The 14,341-nt window shown below is 69.7% G+C and carries 12 protein-coding genes; 6 read left to right on the forward strand and 6 right to left on the reverse strand.

The genetic code is table 11. The features are described 5' to 3' along the window. Nucleotides 1-61 precede the first annotated feature (61 nt). The 4 genes from ACWEPG_RS03085 to ACWEPG_RS03100 all read left to right on the forward strand — a co-directional run bounded on the left by ACWEPG_RS03085 (nucleotide 62) and on the right by ACWEPG_RS03100 (nucleotide 5,022). Entirely contained in the window at nucleotides 62-691 is a 630-nt protein-coding gene (locus tag ACWEPG_RS03085; protein WP_450114939.1) for a TetR/AcrR family transcriptional regulator, read from the forward strand. 144 nt (nucleotides 692-835) lie between these two features. Continuing rightward, on the forward strand, nucleotides 836-3,442 hold the full coding sequence (locus ACWEPG_RS03090) for a LuxR C-terminal-related transcriptional regulator (RefSeq protein WP_452593845.1): 2,607 nt from the start codon (nucleotides 836-838) through the stop codon (nucleotides 3,440-3,442). Nucleotides 3,443-3,566: 124 nt separating this feature from the next. Beyond that, nucleotides 3,567-3,995, forward strand: coding sequence for a hypothetical protein (locus ACWEPG_RS03095; RefSeq protein WP_452593846.1), 429 nt, complete (start codon nucleotides 3,567-3,569; stop codon nucleotides 3,993-3,995). Nucleotides 3,996-4,074: 79 nt separating this feature from the next. Further along, nucleotides 4,075-5,022 (forward strand): DUF1254 domain-containing protein, encoded by a 948-nt coding sequence (locus ACWEPG_RS03100; RefSeq protein WP_450114936.1) that lies wholly within the window; start codon nucleotides 4,075-4,077, stop codon nucleotides 5,020-5,022. A 102-nt stretch (nucleotides 5,023-5,124) separates the two neighbouring features. On the opposite strand, the gene ACWEPG_RS03105 is transcribed toward ACWEPG_RS03100, so the two are convergent. From ACWEPG_RS03105 to ACWEPG_RS03130, 6 genes are all read right to left on the reverse strand, one after another. Beyond that, nucleotides 5,125-7,329: a transglycosylase domain-containing protein gene (locus ACWEPG_RS03105; RefSeq protein WP_452593847.1), complete on the reverse strand. Its 2,205-nt coding sequence runs from the start codon at nucleotides 7,327-7,329 to the stop codon at nucleotides 5,125-5,127. A 179-nt stretch (nucleotides 7,330-7,508) separates the two neighbouring features. After that, complete coding sequence (locus ACWEPG_RS03110; RefSeq protein ID WP_450114934.1) at nucleotides 7,509-7,712, reverse strand: hypothetical protein; 204 nt, start codon at nucleotides 7,710-7,712, stop codon at nucleotides 7,509-7,511. Continuing rightward, on the reverse strand, nucleotides 7,709-8,749 hold the full coding sequence (locus tag ACWEPG_RS03115) for a carbohydrate ABC transporter permease (RefSeq protein ID WP_452593877.1): 1,041 nt from the start codon (nucleotides 8,747-8,749) through the stop codon (nucleotides 7,709-7,711). Before ACWEPG_RS03115 ends, ACWEPG_RS03110 begins: the two co-directional genes overlap by 4 nt. Beyond that, nucleotides 8,746-9,834: a carbohydrate ABC transporter permease gene (locus tag ACWEPG_RS03120; protein WP_450114933.1), complete on the reverse strand. Its 1,089-nt coding sequence runs from the start codon at nucleotides 9,832-9,834 to the stop codon at nucleotides 8,746-8,748. Before ACWEPG_RS03120 ends, ACWEPG_RS03115 begins: the two co-directional genes overlap by 4 nt. Nucleotides 9,835-9,944: 110 nt before the next feature. Continuing rightward, nucleotides 9,945-11,225 (reverse strand): ABC transporter substrate-binding protein, encoded by a 1,281-nt coding sequence (locus ACWEPG_RS03125; RefSeq protein WP_450114932.1) that lies wholly within the window; start codon nucleotides 11,223-11,225, stop codon nucleotides 9,945-9,947. Nucleotides 11,226-11,376: 151 nt separating this feature from the next. Beyond that, complete coding sequence (locus ACWEPG_RS03130; RefSeq protein ID WP_450114931.1) at nucleotides 11,377-12,477, reverse strand: ABC transporter ATP-binding protein; 1,101 nt, start codon at nucleotides 12,475-12,477, stop codon at nucleotides 11,377-11,379. A gap of 235 nt (nucleotides 12,478-12,712) precedes the next feature. Between ACWEPG_RS03130 and ACWEPG_RS03135 the strand changes: the two genes are divergently transcribed. Beyond that, nucleotides 12,713-13,507, forward strand: a complete 795-nt coding sequence (locus ACWEPG_RS03135; RefSeq protein WP_450114930.1) for an LLM class F420-dependent oxidoreductase — start codon at nucleotides 12,713-12,715, stop codon at nucleotides 13,505-13,507. Between the two features lie 153 nt (nucleotides 13,508-13,660). Further along, nucleotides 13,661-14,305, forward strand: coding sequence for a DNA alkylation repair protein (locus ACWEPG_RS03140; protein ID WP_452593878.1), 645 nt, complete (start codon nucleotides 13,661-13,663; stop codon nucleotides 14,303-14,305). Nucleotides 14,306-14,341: the final 36 nt, after the last annotated feature.

Here is a 14,341-nt window from a genome sequence, read left to right on the forward strand (position 1 = left end):
TTGCTCAGTTAGGCTAGACGTAGACTTGCCCGGCAATCAAGATCCTGGACGGTGTCTTCTCGTGTCGACCGAAACCGCGGCTTTCGGGCCCGCCACCACGCGGCGGCGGCTCCCCCCGGAGGAACGCAAGCGGCAACTCGTCGCCATCGGCCTGCAAGAACTGGCCACCCGCCCCATCCACGCGCTGTCGATCGACCAGGTCGCCGAGCGGGCGGGCATCTCCCGCAGCCTGCTGTTCCGGTACTTCCCGACCAAGCAGGACTACTACGTCGCGGTCGTGGGCGCGGCCGCCCGACGCCTGCTGCGCGCCGCGATCGCCGATCCCGAGGACGCGTCGGGGGAGCCGCTTCGGGCCGTCGTCCACGCGTTCGTCTCGTTCGTCGACCGGCACGGCGCGAACTACCAGTCGTTCTTCCACGGTAGTTTCGGCTCCGACCCGCAGATCCACGAGATCCGCGAGAACCTGAAGAACACCATGGTCGAGCGCACCCTCGAGGCGACAGGCACCGAACCGTCCCCGGTCACCCGCATGCTGCTGCGGGCCTGGTGGTCGATGGTCGAGAGCCTCGCCGTCGACCGCACCACCGATCCGGTCTTCAGCGTCGACGAGGTCGTCGACCGGGCGCTCGAGGCGCTGCCCCTCCCGACCACGGCCCCCGGCCGCGCGCCCGGGGCGTCCCCCCGCGGGTAGGCGAGGCGGACCCGTCCGATCCGCCGCTCGACGTCGAGGCCCACGGTCCCGGTTGGCGTCCCACCGACCGGCGAGCCACGACATGCGACCCGCGCACGCGAGGTTCACGGCCATCGGCGCGGCGGTTGGCTAAGCTCCAGCGACATGGGGACGCGGCTGCACGGGCATTGGAGCCGCGCGCCCTGGTTTCTCGTTGCACCACCGGAACAGGCGTCACACGTCGCGGCACGACCGAGACTGCACACGCTCCTCGACGATGCCGTGGCCCGCTCGCCGATCACCCTCGTCGTGGCCCCACCGGGATACGGGAAGACGACCGCTCTCGCGGCGTGGGAACACCGCACCCCACGACCGACGGCCTGGCTGTCGTTGACCCGACACGACCTCGAGGGTCGCCAGTTCACCGAGGGACTGGTGTCGGCGCTGCTGCGTCTCGCCGAGCGGCAACCGTCGATCCTCGACGACCTCCCCGGATCGCTCACCGAAACGCCCGACCCGGCCACAGTGGTCGACCAGCTCACACGGTTGGCCCTCACCCGATCCGAGCCGATCGTCGTGGTGGTCGACGACGCCCAGTTCGCCGACCCGTCCGACGTGGTGGAGGTCGTGGAGACCACGACCGAACGGTGCGGCGGGCTGTTTCGCTTCGTCCTCGCCGGCGCCGGCGAACTCGACACCTGGTTCAACCGGCACGTCGTCGACGGGCGCGCGAGTCTGCTGACCGCCCGCGACCTCGCCTTCACCGCCGAGGAGATCGAAGCCGCCGTACTGGTTTCCGGCCAACGGATCTCGGAGCCCACCGCAGCGGTCGCGCACGCCGAGAGCGGTGGCTGGCCGGTCGCGGTCCGGTTGGCGCTGCTCACCGCCGACCGGCACACCCCCGGGACATCCACCCAACTGCCCGATGCCGCAGACGATCTCCTGACCGGCTACGTCGTCGAGTCGGTGCTGCAACAGCTCCGGCCGGAACTCGCCGACTTCGTCCTCGCCACGACGACCTGCTCCCGCCTGGACGCCGATCTGGCCGAGGCCCTGAGCGGAAACCACGAGAGCCCGGCGCTGCTCGAGGAGTGCGTGCGTCGGGGGTTGTTCCTCGACCGTTACGTCAACGGGGACGACGACACCGTCTATCGCTGGCACGACGTCTTCGCCCGACACTGCCGAATCGTGCTGCGCCGCCGAAATCACAGCCGGTCACGGCAACTCGACCTGACTGCCGCCGGGCGGCTCGCGGCGACGTTTCCGATCGAAGCGATGGTCCACGCGACCCGTGCCGGCGCGCCGGACCGGGCCGTGGAGATCATCCGGCACCACTGGGTCCGGCTGGTGATCGAGTCGGATGCAGCGAATCTCAACGCACGCTGCCTCGCGCTTCCGCCGGAGTGGAACAGCACGCCCGAGGTGCTCTTGGTCCGCGCGTGCTGTCTGGACGTGCTCGGCGACACGGCCGGCTCGGCACTGCTGTTCGATCGTGCTCGCGCGGCCACCCGCGACGACGACTCGGCACACGTCGCCGCGGCCCGCGCGTTCGCCGAGTTGTTCCTCGCCGACGACGCGACCGATCTCGCTGCCGCGGCCGACCGGGTACGGGCAGCACTCGGCACCGGGGCCGCAGCGCACCACGCGAACACCCACGGCCTGTTCCTGCTCGGATGGGTCGAGTTGCGTCTGCGGCGGGATCCGGCTGCGGCGGTGCGCTTCCTGACGTCCGCCCGTGACGAGGCCCGAACCTCCGGCCACCGTGTGCTCGCCCGCCGTGCGGGAGCCAACCTCACGTTTGCGCTCGCGTTCAGCGGACGCCTCACCCAGGCGCGCCGCGCCGCCGAACTCGACGACGACAGGGCCCCCGACCCGCAGTCCGAATGGTTTCACTACGACGGCGGCATCGAACACTTCGCGCGAGGATTCGTCGACTACTGGCAGAACGACCTGGCAGCCGCCCGGGCGCACTTCCGTGCTCTGGCCCTGGCGGGCGGACACGACGGCTCCTACGCCGCGCTCGCCCGCGTGTACTTCGCGCTGACCGTCGCCGCCGCCCACGATCTCGGCGCGGTCGACGAGGCCGAGTACCACCTGGACCACGTGAGCCGGGACGACGTTCACGGTGTCCCGTGGCCGGCGTACCGCGCCATCGCAGCCGCCGAACTGGCGGCCATGACCGGTGACATGGGAACCGCACTGCGCCTGGTGCAACCGTTGTCCACGGTGGGGGACCTTCCGGTGGTCACCGCCCATGTCGCGGATCTCTACCGGCGCGCGGGGAAACCGGACGAGGCCGCGGGCGCACTTCGGCGCATCCGCGGGGTGCCGACGTCCTTCGTCCGGGCCAGTGGGCTTGTCACCGCGTCCCGCATGACGTGGGATCGAGGCGACCGCGACCGCGCGCACCGGCAGCTCGAACAGGCCCTCGACGTCGCCACGCCGGAAGGCGCAGCACGCCCGTTCGGCAACGGGAGCAAGCAGTTTCGTGCCTTCCTCGCGGAGCACGCCGTGTGGGGCACCCGGCACGAGGACTTCATCGCCACCCGTCTCGCCCCACCCACGTCCGAGGTGCCACGGCGGCAGGCCTACGGCATATCCCTCACCGCGAGAGAACGTGAGATCTTCGGGTTCCTGTGCACGCGGATGACCTCGGCGGAGATCGCCGCGAAGCTCTACGTGTCGGTGAACACCGTCCGCACCCACCAGCGCTCGATCTACCGCAAGCTGGGGGTCACCACGCGCCGCGAGGCGGTGCGCATCCACGTCTGACCGGGTGCCCGACACGGCCGACGTAATCAGTTGTGGATGATTTCCCGTGCGGACGCTGTCGGTCCGAGTCATCTCCTGGCAGCGTGTGACGGGTCAGCTACTACTTGGTTATCCAGGAGCCCGCATGTCCCGCAGTACCCGTTCGGCCGCGACCGCGCTCATCGCGATGGCGCTCACTCTCACCTTCGCCGGGTGCAGCAGTGACGACGACGCAACACCGGCCGAGAACACCGCCGCAGCCTGTGATGCCTACACCGCATTCGTGGGGTCGGTGGCGGAGGCGCAAACAGAACTGAACTCGTCCCCCACGATCGGGGAGATCGCCGAGACCCGCGGAGCCGTCGGCAACGCGTACGCGGAACTCACCTCCGCGGTCGACGCGGTCGGGGAGGACCGCCTCGACGCGCTCACCGACGCCTGGGAGAACTACGACGCGGCGGTGTCCGGACTCGACCCGAACCTGACCGTCCCCCAGGCCGCCCGGCAGTTGAGCGGCGACATCGACGCAATCATCGCGGCGCAGCAGAACCTCGGCGCCTCGCTCGGCTGCTGAACGCGACACGGTCCGGCAGAACGGGCCGGAGACGACAACGCCGACCACAATGAGGCAACGCCCGCAGAGGAGTGAAGTGATGGCAATACATGTCAGCGTCGACAACTTCGTACGAGCCGAGACGGACCGCATGTTCGCGGACCTGCAACGCGACGCCGGTGGGATCAACACGTTCTCGCACAACCGCGAGCCCGCGTCGATCGACCACCAGACCGTGATCCGGCTGAACCGAGACACCCTGTACAGCTTCGCCGTCGTCGACCTTGCCGAGGGCGCGACCGTGACCATCCCGGAGCACGGCGACCGCTACATGTCGGCGATGGTGGTCAATCAGGACCACTACGTTGGTGCGATCTTCCACGACGCAGGCACCCACGAGTTGCGGGCCGCCGACTTCGGAACCCGCCACGTCGTGGTCGCGGTGCGGACGCTCGTCGACCCCGCGCTGCCCGAGGACCTGCAGGCGGTCGCGTCCCTGCAGGACGGCCTCGCGATCACGGCCGGCTCCGCGCAGCCCTTCGCCATGCCCGACTACGACACCGGCGGCATGGACACCACCCGGAAGGCGCTGCTGACGCTGGCCGCCGGGCTCACCGGCTTCGACTCGATGTTCGGCCGCCCCGATCAGGTCGACCCGGTGCGGCACCTGATCGGTACCGCCGCCGGCTGGGGCGGTCTGCCCAGCGACGAGGCCTCCTACATCGGCGTCGTCCCCGAGGTCTCGGGCGGCAACCACGAGATCACCCTGCGGGACGTCCCGGTGGACGGCTTCTGGTCGATCTCGGTCTACAACGCGGAGGGCTTCTTCGAGAAGAACCCGCAGGATGCGTACAGCGTCAACAACATCACCGGGGCACCGAACCCGGACGGCTCGGTGACCGTGCGGTTCGGGGACTTCCCCGACGGGACCCCCAATGCGATCCCGACCACGGACGGATGGAACTTCCTCGTCCGGCTGTACCGGCCGCGGGCCGCAGTGCGCGACGGCAGCTGGAAGCTGCCCGCCCTCGTGCCCGCGCAGGCCTGACCCGGACGCCTGAGCCCCTCGGGGCGACCCAACCGCGCCGCATGAACGGAACGTTCAGTCGATCTGATCGACTGAACGCTTCCGTTCATGCGGAAATGGGGGTCAGCCGGGGAGGGGGATGACGACGCCGGGCAGGATCTCCACCGACCGCGGCAGCTGCGGCGGGGCGACCGGGAGGGGGAGCGGGAGGGTGATCGGCGGCGGAGACGCCACCTCCGGCGCCGGTGCAGGCCCCGCCGCCGGCACCGGCGAGGGCGCTCCCGCACCGGTCGTCGCGGCACTGCCGCCGGTGGTGGCACCCGACCACGCCGGGACACCCGCCTGCCCGCCGATCGGCTTCGGCCACGGGAACGACTCCCAGTCGGTGTCGTCGAGGGCGCCGTCCATCGTCGCCTTCCAGATGTCCGCGGGCAGGCCCGACCCGTAAACCGATCCGCCCCACTGGGTGACGATCGGCTGTGACTGCTCGGTACCCACCCACACCGCTGTCGACAGCGACGGCGTGTACCCGACCATCCACGCGTCCTTGTTCATCCCGGTGTCCCCGAGCTGCGCGGTGCCCGTCTTCGCGGCCGACGGCCGCCCGCCCGCGAGCGCGTGCCCCCGCGAGTACGACGCGATCGGCGTCATCGCCTGGGTGATGTTGTCCGCGACCGGAGCCGGGATCCGCTGCTCGCCGGGGTCGGGAGCGCGGTCGAGCAGCACCCGCCCGTCGGCGGTGACCACGTGCTGCACGAAGTACGGTGCCCGGTACACCCCCGACGCGGCCATCGTCGCGTACGCGGACGCCATGTCGATCACCCGGGACTGGTACTGGCCGAGCACGATTCCGTTCTCGGGCGGCCCGCCGTCCTGGCTGAGGGTGGTGCCCGCGACACCCGGGATCTCCAGCGGGATCCCGGCGGCGTGCGCGACGTCCGCGATCTTCTGCGCTCCGCCGTCCAGGGAGAGGGTCAGCCGGTAGAAGCTGGTGTTCAGGGACCGCTTGAGCGCCTCGGCGATCGTGCAGGTGCCACACGACTCGCCCTCGACGTTGTTGATGGTGACGTTGCCGACCGTCAGCGGCGCCGAATTGAACGTCGTCTGCAGGCCCCGCCCCTCCTCGAGCAGCGCGGCCAGACCGAACACCTTGAACGCCGACCCGGTCTGCAACGGCGCCTGCGCGAAGTCGAAGCCCGCACCGTCCGCGCCACCGTAATACGCCTTCACGCCACCGGTTCTCGGGTCGATCGAGACGACCGCGGTACGCAGCTCGGACGGCTCCCCGTCGAGGGTCTCGGCGACCGCGTCCACCGCCGCCGCCTGCGCGGCCGGATCGATCGTCGTGGTGATCTGCAGGCCCTCTGTGTTCAGTTCCTGCTCACTGATCCCGGACGCCGTCAGTTCCGCCAGCACCCGCGCCCGGATCAGCCCCTCCGGTCCGCGAGCCGCGCCCGCGTCGTCGAGCTTGGCCAGCGGCGCCACGACCGGGAACACCTGCGCAGACCGGTCGGCGGGGCTGAGCACACCCATCGACACCATGCCGTCGAGCACGTAGTTCCATCGCGCCTCGGTCGCCTCGGGGTTCTTCTCCGGGTCGAGCGAGGACGGGCTGCGGATCACCGACGCCAGCACCGCGCCCTCGGAGACCGTCAGCTCGCCGACCGGCTTGTCGAAGAACGCCTTCGACGCCGCGGCGATGCCGTACGCGCCGCGACCGAAGTAGATGGTGTTCAGGTAGGCGGCCAGGATGTCGTCCTTCGACCACTGGCGGGCCATCTTCGAGGAGATCACCAGTTCGCGCATCTTGCGGACCACGCTGCGGTCGGAGCCGACCAGGGTGTTCTTCACGTACTGCTGGGTGATGGTCGACCCGCCACCGGCGCTGTCCTTGCCCAGCACGTTGTCGCGGGCCGCGCGGACGAAGCCGCTGATCGAGAATCCGGGATTGGTGTAGAACTTGCGGTCCTCCGCCGAGAGCACCGCCATCCGCACCGGCTCGGGGATGTCGCCGATCGAGACCTCGGTGCGGTTTCCCTCGGGGGGAACGATCTTCGTGATCGGCGAGCCGTCGGCGGCGACGATCGTGGACACCTGGTTGGTGCGCATGTCCGCCGGCCTCGGCACCACCGCCCGCGAGTACGCGATCGCGAAGGCCGCCGCGGGCAACACGACGAGCAGGGCCACCACCGCCAGCACCACCCACGCCAGCCGCCGGCGACGGCGGCGAGGCTTGCCCGCGCGGCCACCCGAACCCGCCGGACCGCCCCCCTCCGGTTCGTCCGGGGGCGTTTTCGGACTCGAGGTGGCACCGGACGATGGACTCACACGTACGCTCCCGAGGGGTCAGCTGGCAGACGGGCAGCAAACATCCGCCCTCCCGCATCGTGGCATCACCCGACCGCGAGGTCCATCACCGAGCGATCAGCGTGTCCGATTCGGCACTCGCCGCCGTCGGTCCCTCCGGCCCCGTGGCGGACCGGAAGACTCACGGCGCGCAGCGCAGATCAGCGGTTGCGCCGCCAGGCGGCGACCGCGGACAGCAACCCGATCAGGCACCCGAGCAGCACCAGGGACTGCGTCAGCCCCGGTTCACCGCGAACGATGCCGACCACCGCCGCGACGAACGCCATCACGGTGAAGAAGCCGAGCACGCCCACGAGCATCTCCAGCTGCTGCCGCCGCCGGGCCCGCCGCCGAGCGTCGGTCACGACTTCACGCCGCCCGCGGTCAGGCCGGAGACGATGCGGCGCTGGAAGATCAGCACCATGATCACCAGCGGGATCGTCACCAGCGTGCCGGCAGCCATGATCGCCGCGTACGGCTGACTGAACGCGTCCGGGCCCTCGAACCTGGCGATCGCCACGGTCACCGGCTCGGTCTTCTCCGTCGACAGCAGGCTGGCGAGCATGAACTCGTTCCAGGTGGCGATGAACGCGAGGATCGCGGTCGTGAACAGCGCGGGCGCGGCGAGCGGGACGATCACCAGGCGGAACGCCTGTCCGCGCGAGGCACCGTCGATCCGCGCCGCCTCCTCGAGTTCCCACGGCAGGTCCGACAGGAACGAGGTGAGCGTGTAGATCGTCAACGGCAGCACGAACGAGATGTTCGGGATGATCAGCGCCTGGTACTGGCCGATCCACCCGAGGTCGCCGAACAGCTGGAACAGCGGCGTGACCAGCGCGACCGTCGGGAACATCGACGCACCGAGAATGATGCCGGTAACCAGGTATTTGCCACGGAAGTCGATTCGGGCAAGGGCGTACGCGGTGAACACACCGAGCAGCAACGCGACGGCGGTGGTCACCGCGCCGATGATCAGGCTGTTGACGATCGCGCCGAGGAAGTCGTTGCCCTTGTCGGTGGCGAGCGCGTCGCGGAAGTTGTCGAGGGTGAGGTGGGTCGGCCACGGCGTGGTGTCGAACGTGTGTGCCTGATCCCGGAAGGCGGTGACAACCATCCAGTAGAACGGGGCCAGGCCCCACAGCAGGATGGCGATCACCCCGATGTAGTTGCGGACCGCGGGGCCGACGGGAGGCCGGCGGCGCTGACGGTCGGCGGGCTCGGCGAGCGCCTCCTCCGGGGGAGGGGGGTCGTCGAGCACGGTCACGGCAGGGATCACCGTGGTCTGGAGCGAATCGTTCGGGACCTCGGACGTGAACCGCTCGTACGGGGCCGAAGCCTCGGGAACGCCTGCGCCTTCGCCCTGTCCGTGGGGATCCTCGGGAACGCTGTGCCGACCCATCAGTGATCACCGCCCTTGCGCTGCTCGTCCTGGGTACGCACGGCGTTCGCGCCGAGGAACTTCACCATCAGGAACGCCACCGCGAAGATCCCGATGAAGATCAACGTCGACAGCGCCGACGCGCTCTGCAGGTTGCCCTGCCGGATGTCGGCGACCGTGAGGATCGACACGCTGGTGACCGGGGTGGACCCCGACGTGCCGGACAGGATCGCCGGGAGGTCGTAGATCCGCAGCACGTCGAGGGTGCGGAACAGGACGGCGACCATCAGCGCCGGCTTGACCAGGGGCAGCGTGATCGACTTGAACCGCTGCCAGGCGGTGGCGCCGTCCACGCGGGCGGCCTCGTACACGTCCTGCGGGATCATCTGCAGGCCGGCGAGGATGAGCAGCGCCATGAACGGGGTCGTCTTCCACACGTCCGCGACGATGACCGCGAACCGGGATGCCCACGGGTCGGTGGTCCACGCGATGTCGGTGCCGAGCAGGCTGTTCGCGACGCCGTTCTCGGAGAAGATGAAGAACCACAGCTTCGCGGTGACCGCGGTCGGGATGGCCCACGGGATCAGCACGCTGGCCCGCAGGAACGACCGGCCCACGAAGCTGCGGCTCATGACCGTGGCCATCCACAGTCCGAGGAGCGTCGAGATGCCGACGATGGCGACCGCGAAGAGGAACGTGACCCCGACGGCGGGCCAGAAGTCGGCGCCGAGGGTGCCGGGCGGGCAGGTACCGCGACCGGCGCCGCAGTTGCCGGTCAGCCACAGCAGGTAGTTGTCGAACCCGGCGAAGCCGCCCTTGACGAACCGTCCCGTGTCGGGATCGACGCCGGGGTTGCGCTGGAAGGACAGCACGATGGCCTTGACCACCGGGTACACGATGACGATCGCGAGGATCACCATCGTCGGGGCGATCAGGTACAGCGCCCGCCAGTCGCGTCGACGCTTCGGCGGCGGGTCGGTGGGGGTGGCACCCGACGCAGGAGTGGAGCCCGCGGAGCGACCCGGGGCTCTGGCGGCGCCGCGACCGAAGTCGATCACTTCGGTCACGGCGTCCCCACTCTGGGCGCTCGGCTCGGCGGAGTCGGCCATCGTGAACTACCTGATTTCCTTTTCTCGGACGGGTTCGCCGAACCGGCGCGACCGCCCGGGGTGACCGGACCGTTCAGGTCTCCTGGAGCCCGACGGTCCGGTCACGTGAACTACTTCGCGGCGTTGGTGATCGCGGCCGACATGTTGGCAGCGGCCTGGTCGACGGTCGACTTGCCGGTCAGCGCGGCGGTCGCGTTGTCCTGGATCGCCTTCGAGATCGCGCTGTAGTACGGGGTGACCGGACGCGGCTGCGCGTTCTCCAGTGCGGCCTTCAGCGCCGGCAGGTACGGGTACTTCGCGACGAGCGCCGGATCGTCGTAGACCGACTTCAGGACCGGCGGGAACGACGCGTCCGCGAACGCCATCTGGTTCTCGTCGTTCTGGATGAACGCGATGAAGTCGCGGGCCGTGGCCTTGTGCGGCGAGAAGACGTTGATGCCGTCGTTGTAGCCACCCAGGGTGGACGCACCGGCACCGGCCGGGCCGACGATCGGCGCGACCGCGACCTTGCCCTTCACCGCGGAGCCGTCCTTCTCGGCGTTGGTGTACATGTACGGCCAGTTGTAGGCGTACATGGACTCACCGCCGACGAACGCGAGGTTGGTCTCCTCCTCGGTGAACGAGGTGGACCGCTTCGCGATCTGGCCGCCGGTGTAGGCGTCGACCAGGGCCTGCAGGCCGGCCTTCGACTGGGGCGACTCGACCTCGGGGGTCTTGCCGTCGTCGGCGACGACCGCACCGCCCCACGAGTTGATGAACTGGGTGGTGTTGACGGTCAGGCCCTCGTACTGCTTGAGCTGGGTGACCAGGCAGTCCGTGGTCTTGCCTGCGGCCGCGGCGCAGCTGTCGGTGAGCGCCTTCCAGTCCGCCGGCGCCGCCGGAACCAGGTCGGTGCGGTAGTACAGCAGCTGCGCGTTGGTGTTCTGCGGGGCCGCGTACAGGGTGCCGCGGTAGGTGGCGCTGTCGACGGTGGCGGGCAGCAGACCGGCGGTGTCGAGGGCCAGGCCACCCGTGAGCGGCTGCAGCCACCCGTTCGCGGCGAACTCGGCGGTCCAGGTGACGTCGAGCGCCATCACGTCGTAGTCGGCGTTCCCGGCCTGCAGCGACTGGACCAGCTTGTTGCGCTGATCGTCGGCCTCGCCCGGGAGCTCCTTGAGGGAGACCTTCTCGTCGGGGTGCGCCGCGTTCCACTTGTCGATCACCGGCTGCAGCTTGTCGACGTCGTTCTTGCCCATCGCGAACGAGATCGCGCCGCGACCGTCGAGGTTCTGGCCGACGGCTTCGTCGACGCTGCCGCCGCCACCGTTGTCACTGGAGCAGCCGGCGAGCGCGAGCATCGCGACGGCCGAAGCCGCCACCGCGATCCGCGACCGCGTGTTGAAAGAACGCATGGTCCACCTTTCGAAAGAGACGAATCTCCGGCGCCAGCTCACCGGGCCGAGGCATATGTCGTCGCCTACTGTGGCACGACCCGGGGGTGATTTCGCTCATTACCCCCGCACTGGATCGGTTACGGCCGCCGAGCGGCCCCTCCCTGCACGGTCAGCCGAGCCTGCGGCCGTCGACCGCGGAGAACAGGTGCAGCTCGGCGGGGTCGACGTGCAACCGGACGCGGTCGCCCTTGCGCGGCGGGCGCCGCCAGTCGGCGCGGGCGACGATCTCCTGCCCGAGTCCGGCGACGGACGTCCTGCCGTAGATGTAGGCGTCGGAGCCGAGCTCCTCGACCACGTCGATCTCCATCTCGACCCCGGCGGACGCCGCGTTCCCCGTGGATCCGTTCCCGACCAGTTCCAGGTGCTCGGGCCGGACCCCGACGACCACCTCGGACTCGTGCACCAGGCCGAGGGTGCCGCGCGGCACGGGGACGACGGCCTCGCCGAAACGGACTCCGCCGTCGGTGACGGGCAGCGTGAACAGGTTCATCGACGGTGAGCCCATGAACCCGGCGACGAAGACGTTGGCGGGGCGCGAGTACAGCTCCCGCGGGGATGCACACTGCTGCAGCACGCCGTCCTTGAGCACGGCGACCCGATCACCCATCGTCATCGCCTCGACCTGGTCGTGGGTGACGTAGACGGTGGTGGTGCCGAGGCGGCGCTGCAGTTGCGCGATCTGGGTGCGGGTCTGCACCCGCAGCTTGGCGTCGAGGTTGCTGAGCGGCTCGTCCATCAGGAACACCTGCGGCTGCCGGACGATCGCGCGGCCCATCGCGACCCGCTGCCGCTGGCCGCCGGAGAGCGCCTTGGGTTTGCGTTCGAGGTACGGCTCGAGATCGAGCATCTTCGCCGCCTCCTGCACGCGGCGCTTGATCTCGTCCTTCGGGGTCTTCGCCAGCTTGAGCGCGAATCCCATGTTCTCGGCCACCGACATGTGCGGGTACAGCGCATAGTTCTGGAACACCATCGCGATGTCCCGGTCCTTCGGCTCCGACCCGGTGACGTCGCGGTCGCCGATCAGGATCCGGCCCGAGTGCACGTCCTCGAGTCCCGCGAGCATCCGCAGCGACGTGGACTTCCCGCAGCCGGACGGGCCGACCAGGACCAGGAACTCGCCGTCGGCGATGTCGAGCCGAAGGCGGTCCACGGCCGGCTTGTCGGAGCCGGGGAACAGGCATGTGGTCGAGTCGTAGGTGACTGTCGCCATCGGTGTGCGTTCCCTTCACCGGCGTCGAACGCGCCGGACGATCCGTGGTCGGTACTGCGCGGCACAGTATTGCAGGCCCGTGCGCACAGGACACCGTCCAACTACTCGCGATGCGGGAACCATCGACCGTCCGGGCCCGCGTTCCGAGTCGCTGCGGCGGCGTTCTCCCGGGTCTACGGTGAGATTCACGCCGGAGATCTCACGGCGGAGTACTCACACCCAAGGAGTGCCGCAGATGACCCGCCCAGTTCGCATCGGTTTCCAACTCCAGCCCCAGCACGCACCCGAGTACCAGCTGATCCGGGATGCGGTGTTCCGCGCGGAGGACCTCGGGGTGGACATCGTCTTCACCTGGGACCACTTCTATCCGTTGGGCGGCGACCCGAACGGCGCGCACTTCGAGTGCTGGTCGATGCTCGCGGCATGGGCCGAACAGACCGAACGGGTCGAGATCGGGGCGCTGGTCTCGGGCGGTGGTTACCGCAATCCGGACCTGTTGGCGGACATGGCCCGCACCGTCGACCACATCAGCCGCGGGCGGCTGATCCTCGGCATCGGCGGCGGCTGGTTCGAGAAGGACTACACCGAGTACGGCTACGACTTCGGCACCGCGGGCAGCCGTCTACGTCTGCTCGCGGAGAACCTCGCGCGCATCCGGGCCCGGCTCGGCGAGCTGAATCCCGCACCGACACGGCACATTCCGATCCTGATCGGCGGCAGTGGCGAACGCAAGACGCTGCGCATGGTCGCCGAGTACGCCGACATCTGGCACAGCTTCGCCGACCTCGACGCGCTCGACCACAAGTCGCGGGTACTCGCCGACCACTGCACCGACGTCGGCCGGGACCCGCATCACATCGAGCGCTCCGTCGCGTGGCCGGGAACCGAGAAGGCGCAGGCATTCGTCGACGCGGGCGTCACGCTGTTCACCGTCGGCGCCGGCGGCCCCGCCTACGACCTGACCACCCTCGCCGAGGCCCTGCGGTGGCGCGACGAGCGGTCCCCGCAGCCCGTTGTCGGGTTGGCCTGAACGGGACGACACCGATACCGTCGCCCGGGAAGCCGGCTGCATCGGCGGCCGCCGCCGAACGGCGGGTGCGGCGGGGGCCGAACCTCTCGTCCCGGGCTGAATCGCACGTGACGGACAGGAGGCCGGGTGACCGAGACGACGGTGGCCGAGGTGATGGCCGAGCTGGCCGCGCTCGAGGACCCGAAGGCGCGCGCGGTGAACGAGAAGCACGGCGACGATCACGGTGTGAACCTCGGCAAGCTGCGCGCCCTCGCGAAGCGGTTGAAGACGCAGCAGGAGCTCGCGCGCGGGCTCTGGCAGACCGACGACACCGCGGCGAGACTGCTGGCGATCCTGATCTGCCGCCCGAAGGTGTTCGAGCGTGACGAGTTGGACGCCATGCTCCGCGAGGCGCGCACACCCAAGGTGCACGACTGGCTCGTGAACTACGTGGTGAAGAAGAACCCGCATTCCGAAGAGCTGCGGCTCGCCTGGTCCGCCGACCCGGATCCGGTGGTCGCGAGTGCCGGCTGGGCGCTGACCACCGAACGGGTGGCGAAGAAGCCCGAGGGCCTCGACCTCGCAGGACTGCTCGATGTCATCGAGGCGGAGATGAAGGACGCCCCGGATCGCCTGCAGTGGGCGATGAACCACTGCCTGGCCCAGATCGGAATCGAGCACGCCGAGCACCGCACCCGCGCACTCGACATCGGTGAGCGACTGGAGGTGCTCAAGGACTACCCGACCTCCCCCGGCTGCACGTCTCCGTTCGCGCCCGTCTGGATCGCCGAGATGGTGCGCCGACAGCAGGGCGAGTAGCAACCTTCGCGCTCGCGCCGGTGCCGATCTCCCTCC

Source organism: Rhodococcus sp. NPDC004095 (assembly GCF_053604015.1).

Excerpts from the sequence above, each read along its gene's own strand:
- ACWEPG_RS03090 (WP_452593845.1), top strand. The coding sequence starts at position 836 with ATGGGGACGCGGCTGCACGGGCATTGGAGCCGCGCGCCCTGGTTTCTC.
- ACWEPG_RS03095 (WP_452593846.1), top strand. The coding sequence starts at position 3,567 with ATGTCCCGCAGTACCCGTTCGGCCGCGACCGCGCTCATCGCGATGGCG.
- ACWEPG_RS03120 (WP_450114933.1), bottom strand. The coding sequence starts at position 9,834 with ATGGCCGACTCCGCCGAGCCGAGCGCCCAGAGTGGGGACGCCGTGACC.
- ACWEPG_RS03140 (WP_452593878.1), top strand. The coding sequence starts at position 13,661 with ATGGCCGAGCTGGCCGCGCTCGAGGACCCGAAGGCGCGCGCGGTGAAC.
- ACWEPG_RS03130 (WP_450114931.1), bottom strand. The coding sequence starts at position 12,477 with ATGGCGACAGTCACCTACGACTCGACCACATGCCTGTTCCCCGGCTCC.
- ACWEPG_RS03135 (WP_450114930.1), top strand. The coding sequence starts at position 12,713 with ATGACCCGCCCAGTTCGCATCGGTTTCCAACTCCAGCCCCAGCACGCA.
- ACWEPG_RS03100 (WP_450114936.1), top strand. The coding sequence starts at position 4,075 with ATGGCAATACATGTCAGCGTCGACAACTTCGTACGAGCCGAGACGGAC.
- ACWEPG_RS03125 (WP_450114932.1), bottom strand. The coding sequence starts at position 11,225 with ATGCGTTCTTTCAACACGCGGTCGCGGATCGCGGTGGCGGCTTCGGCC.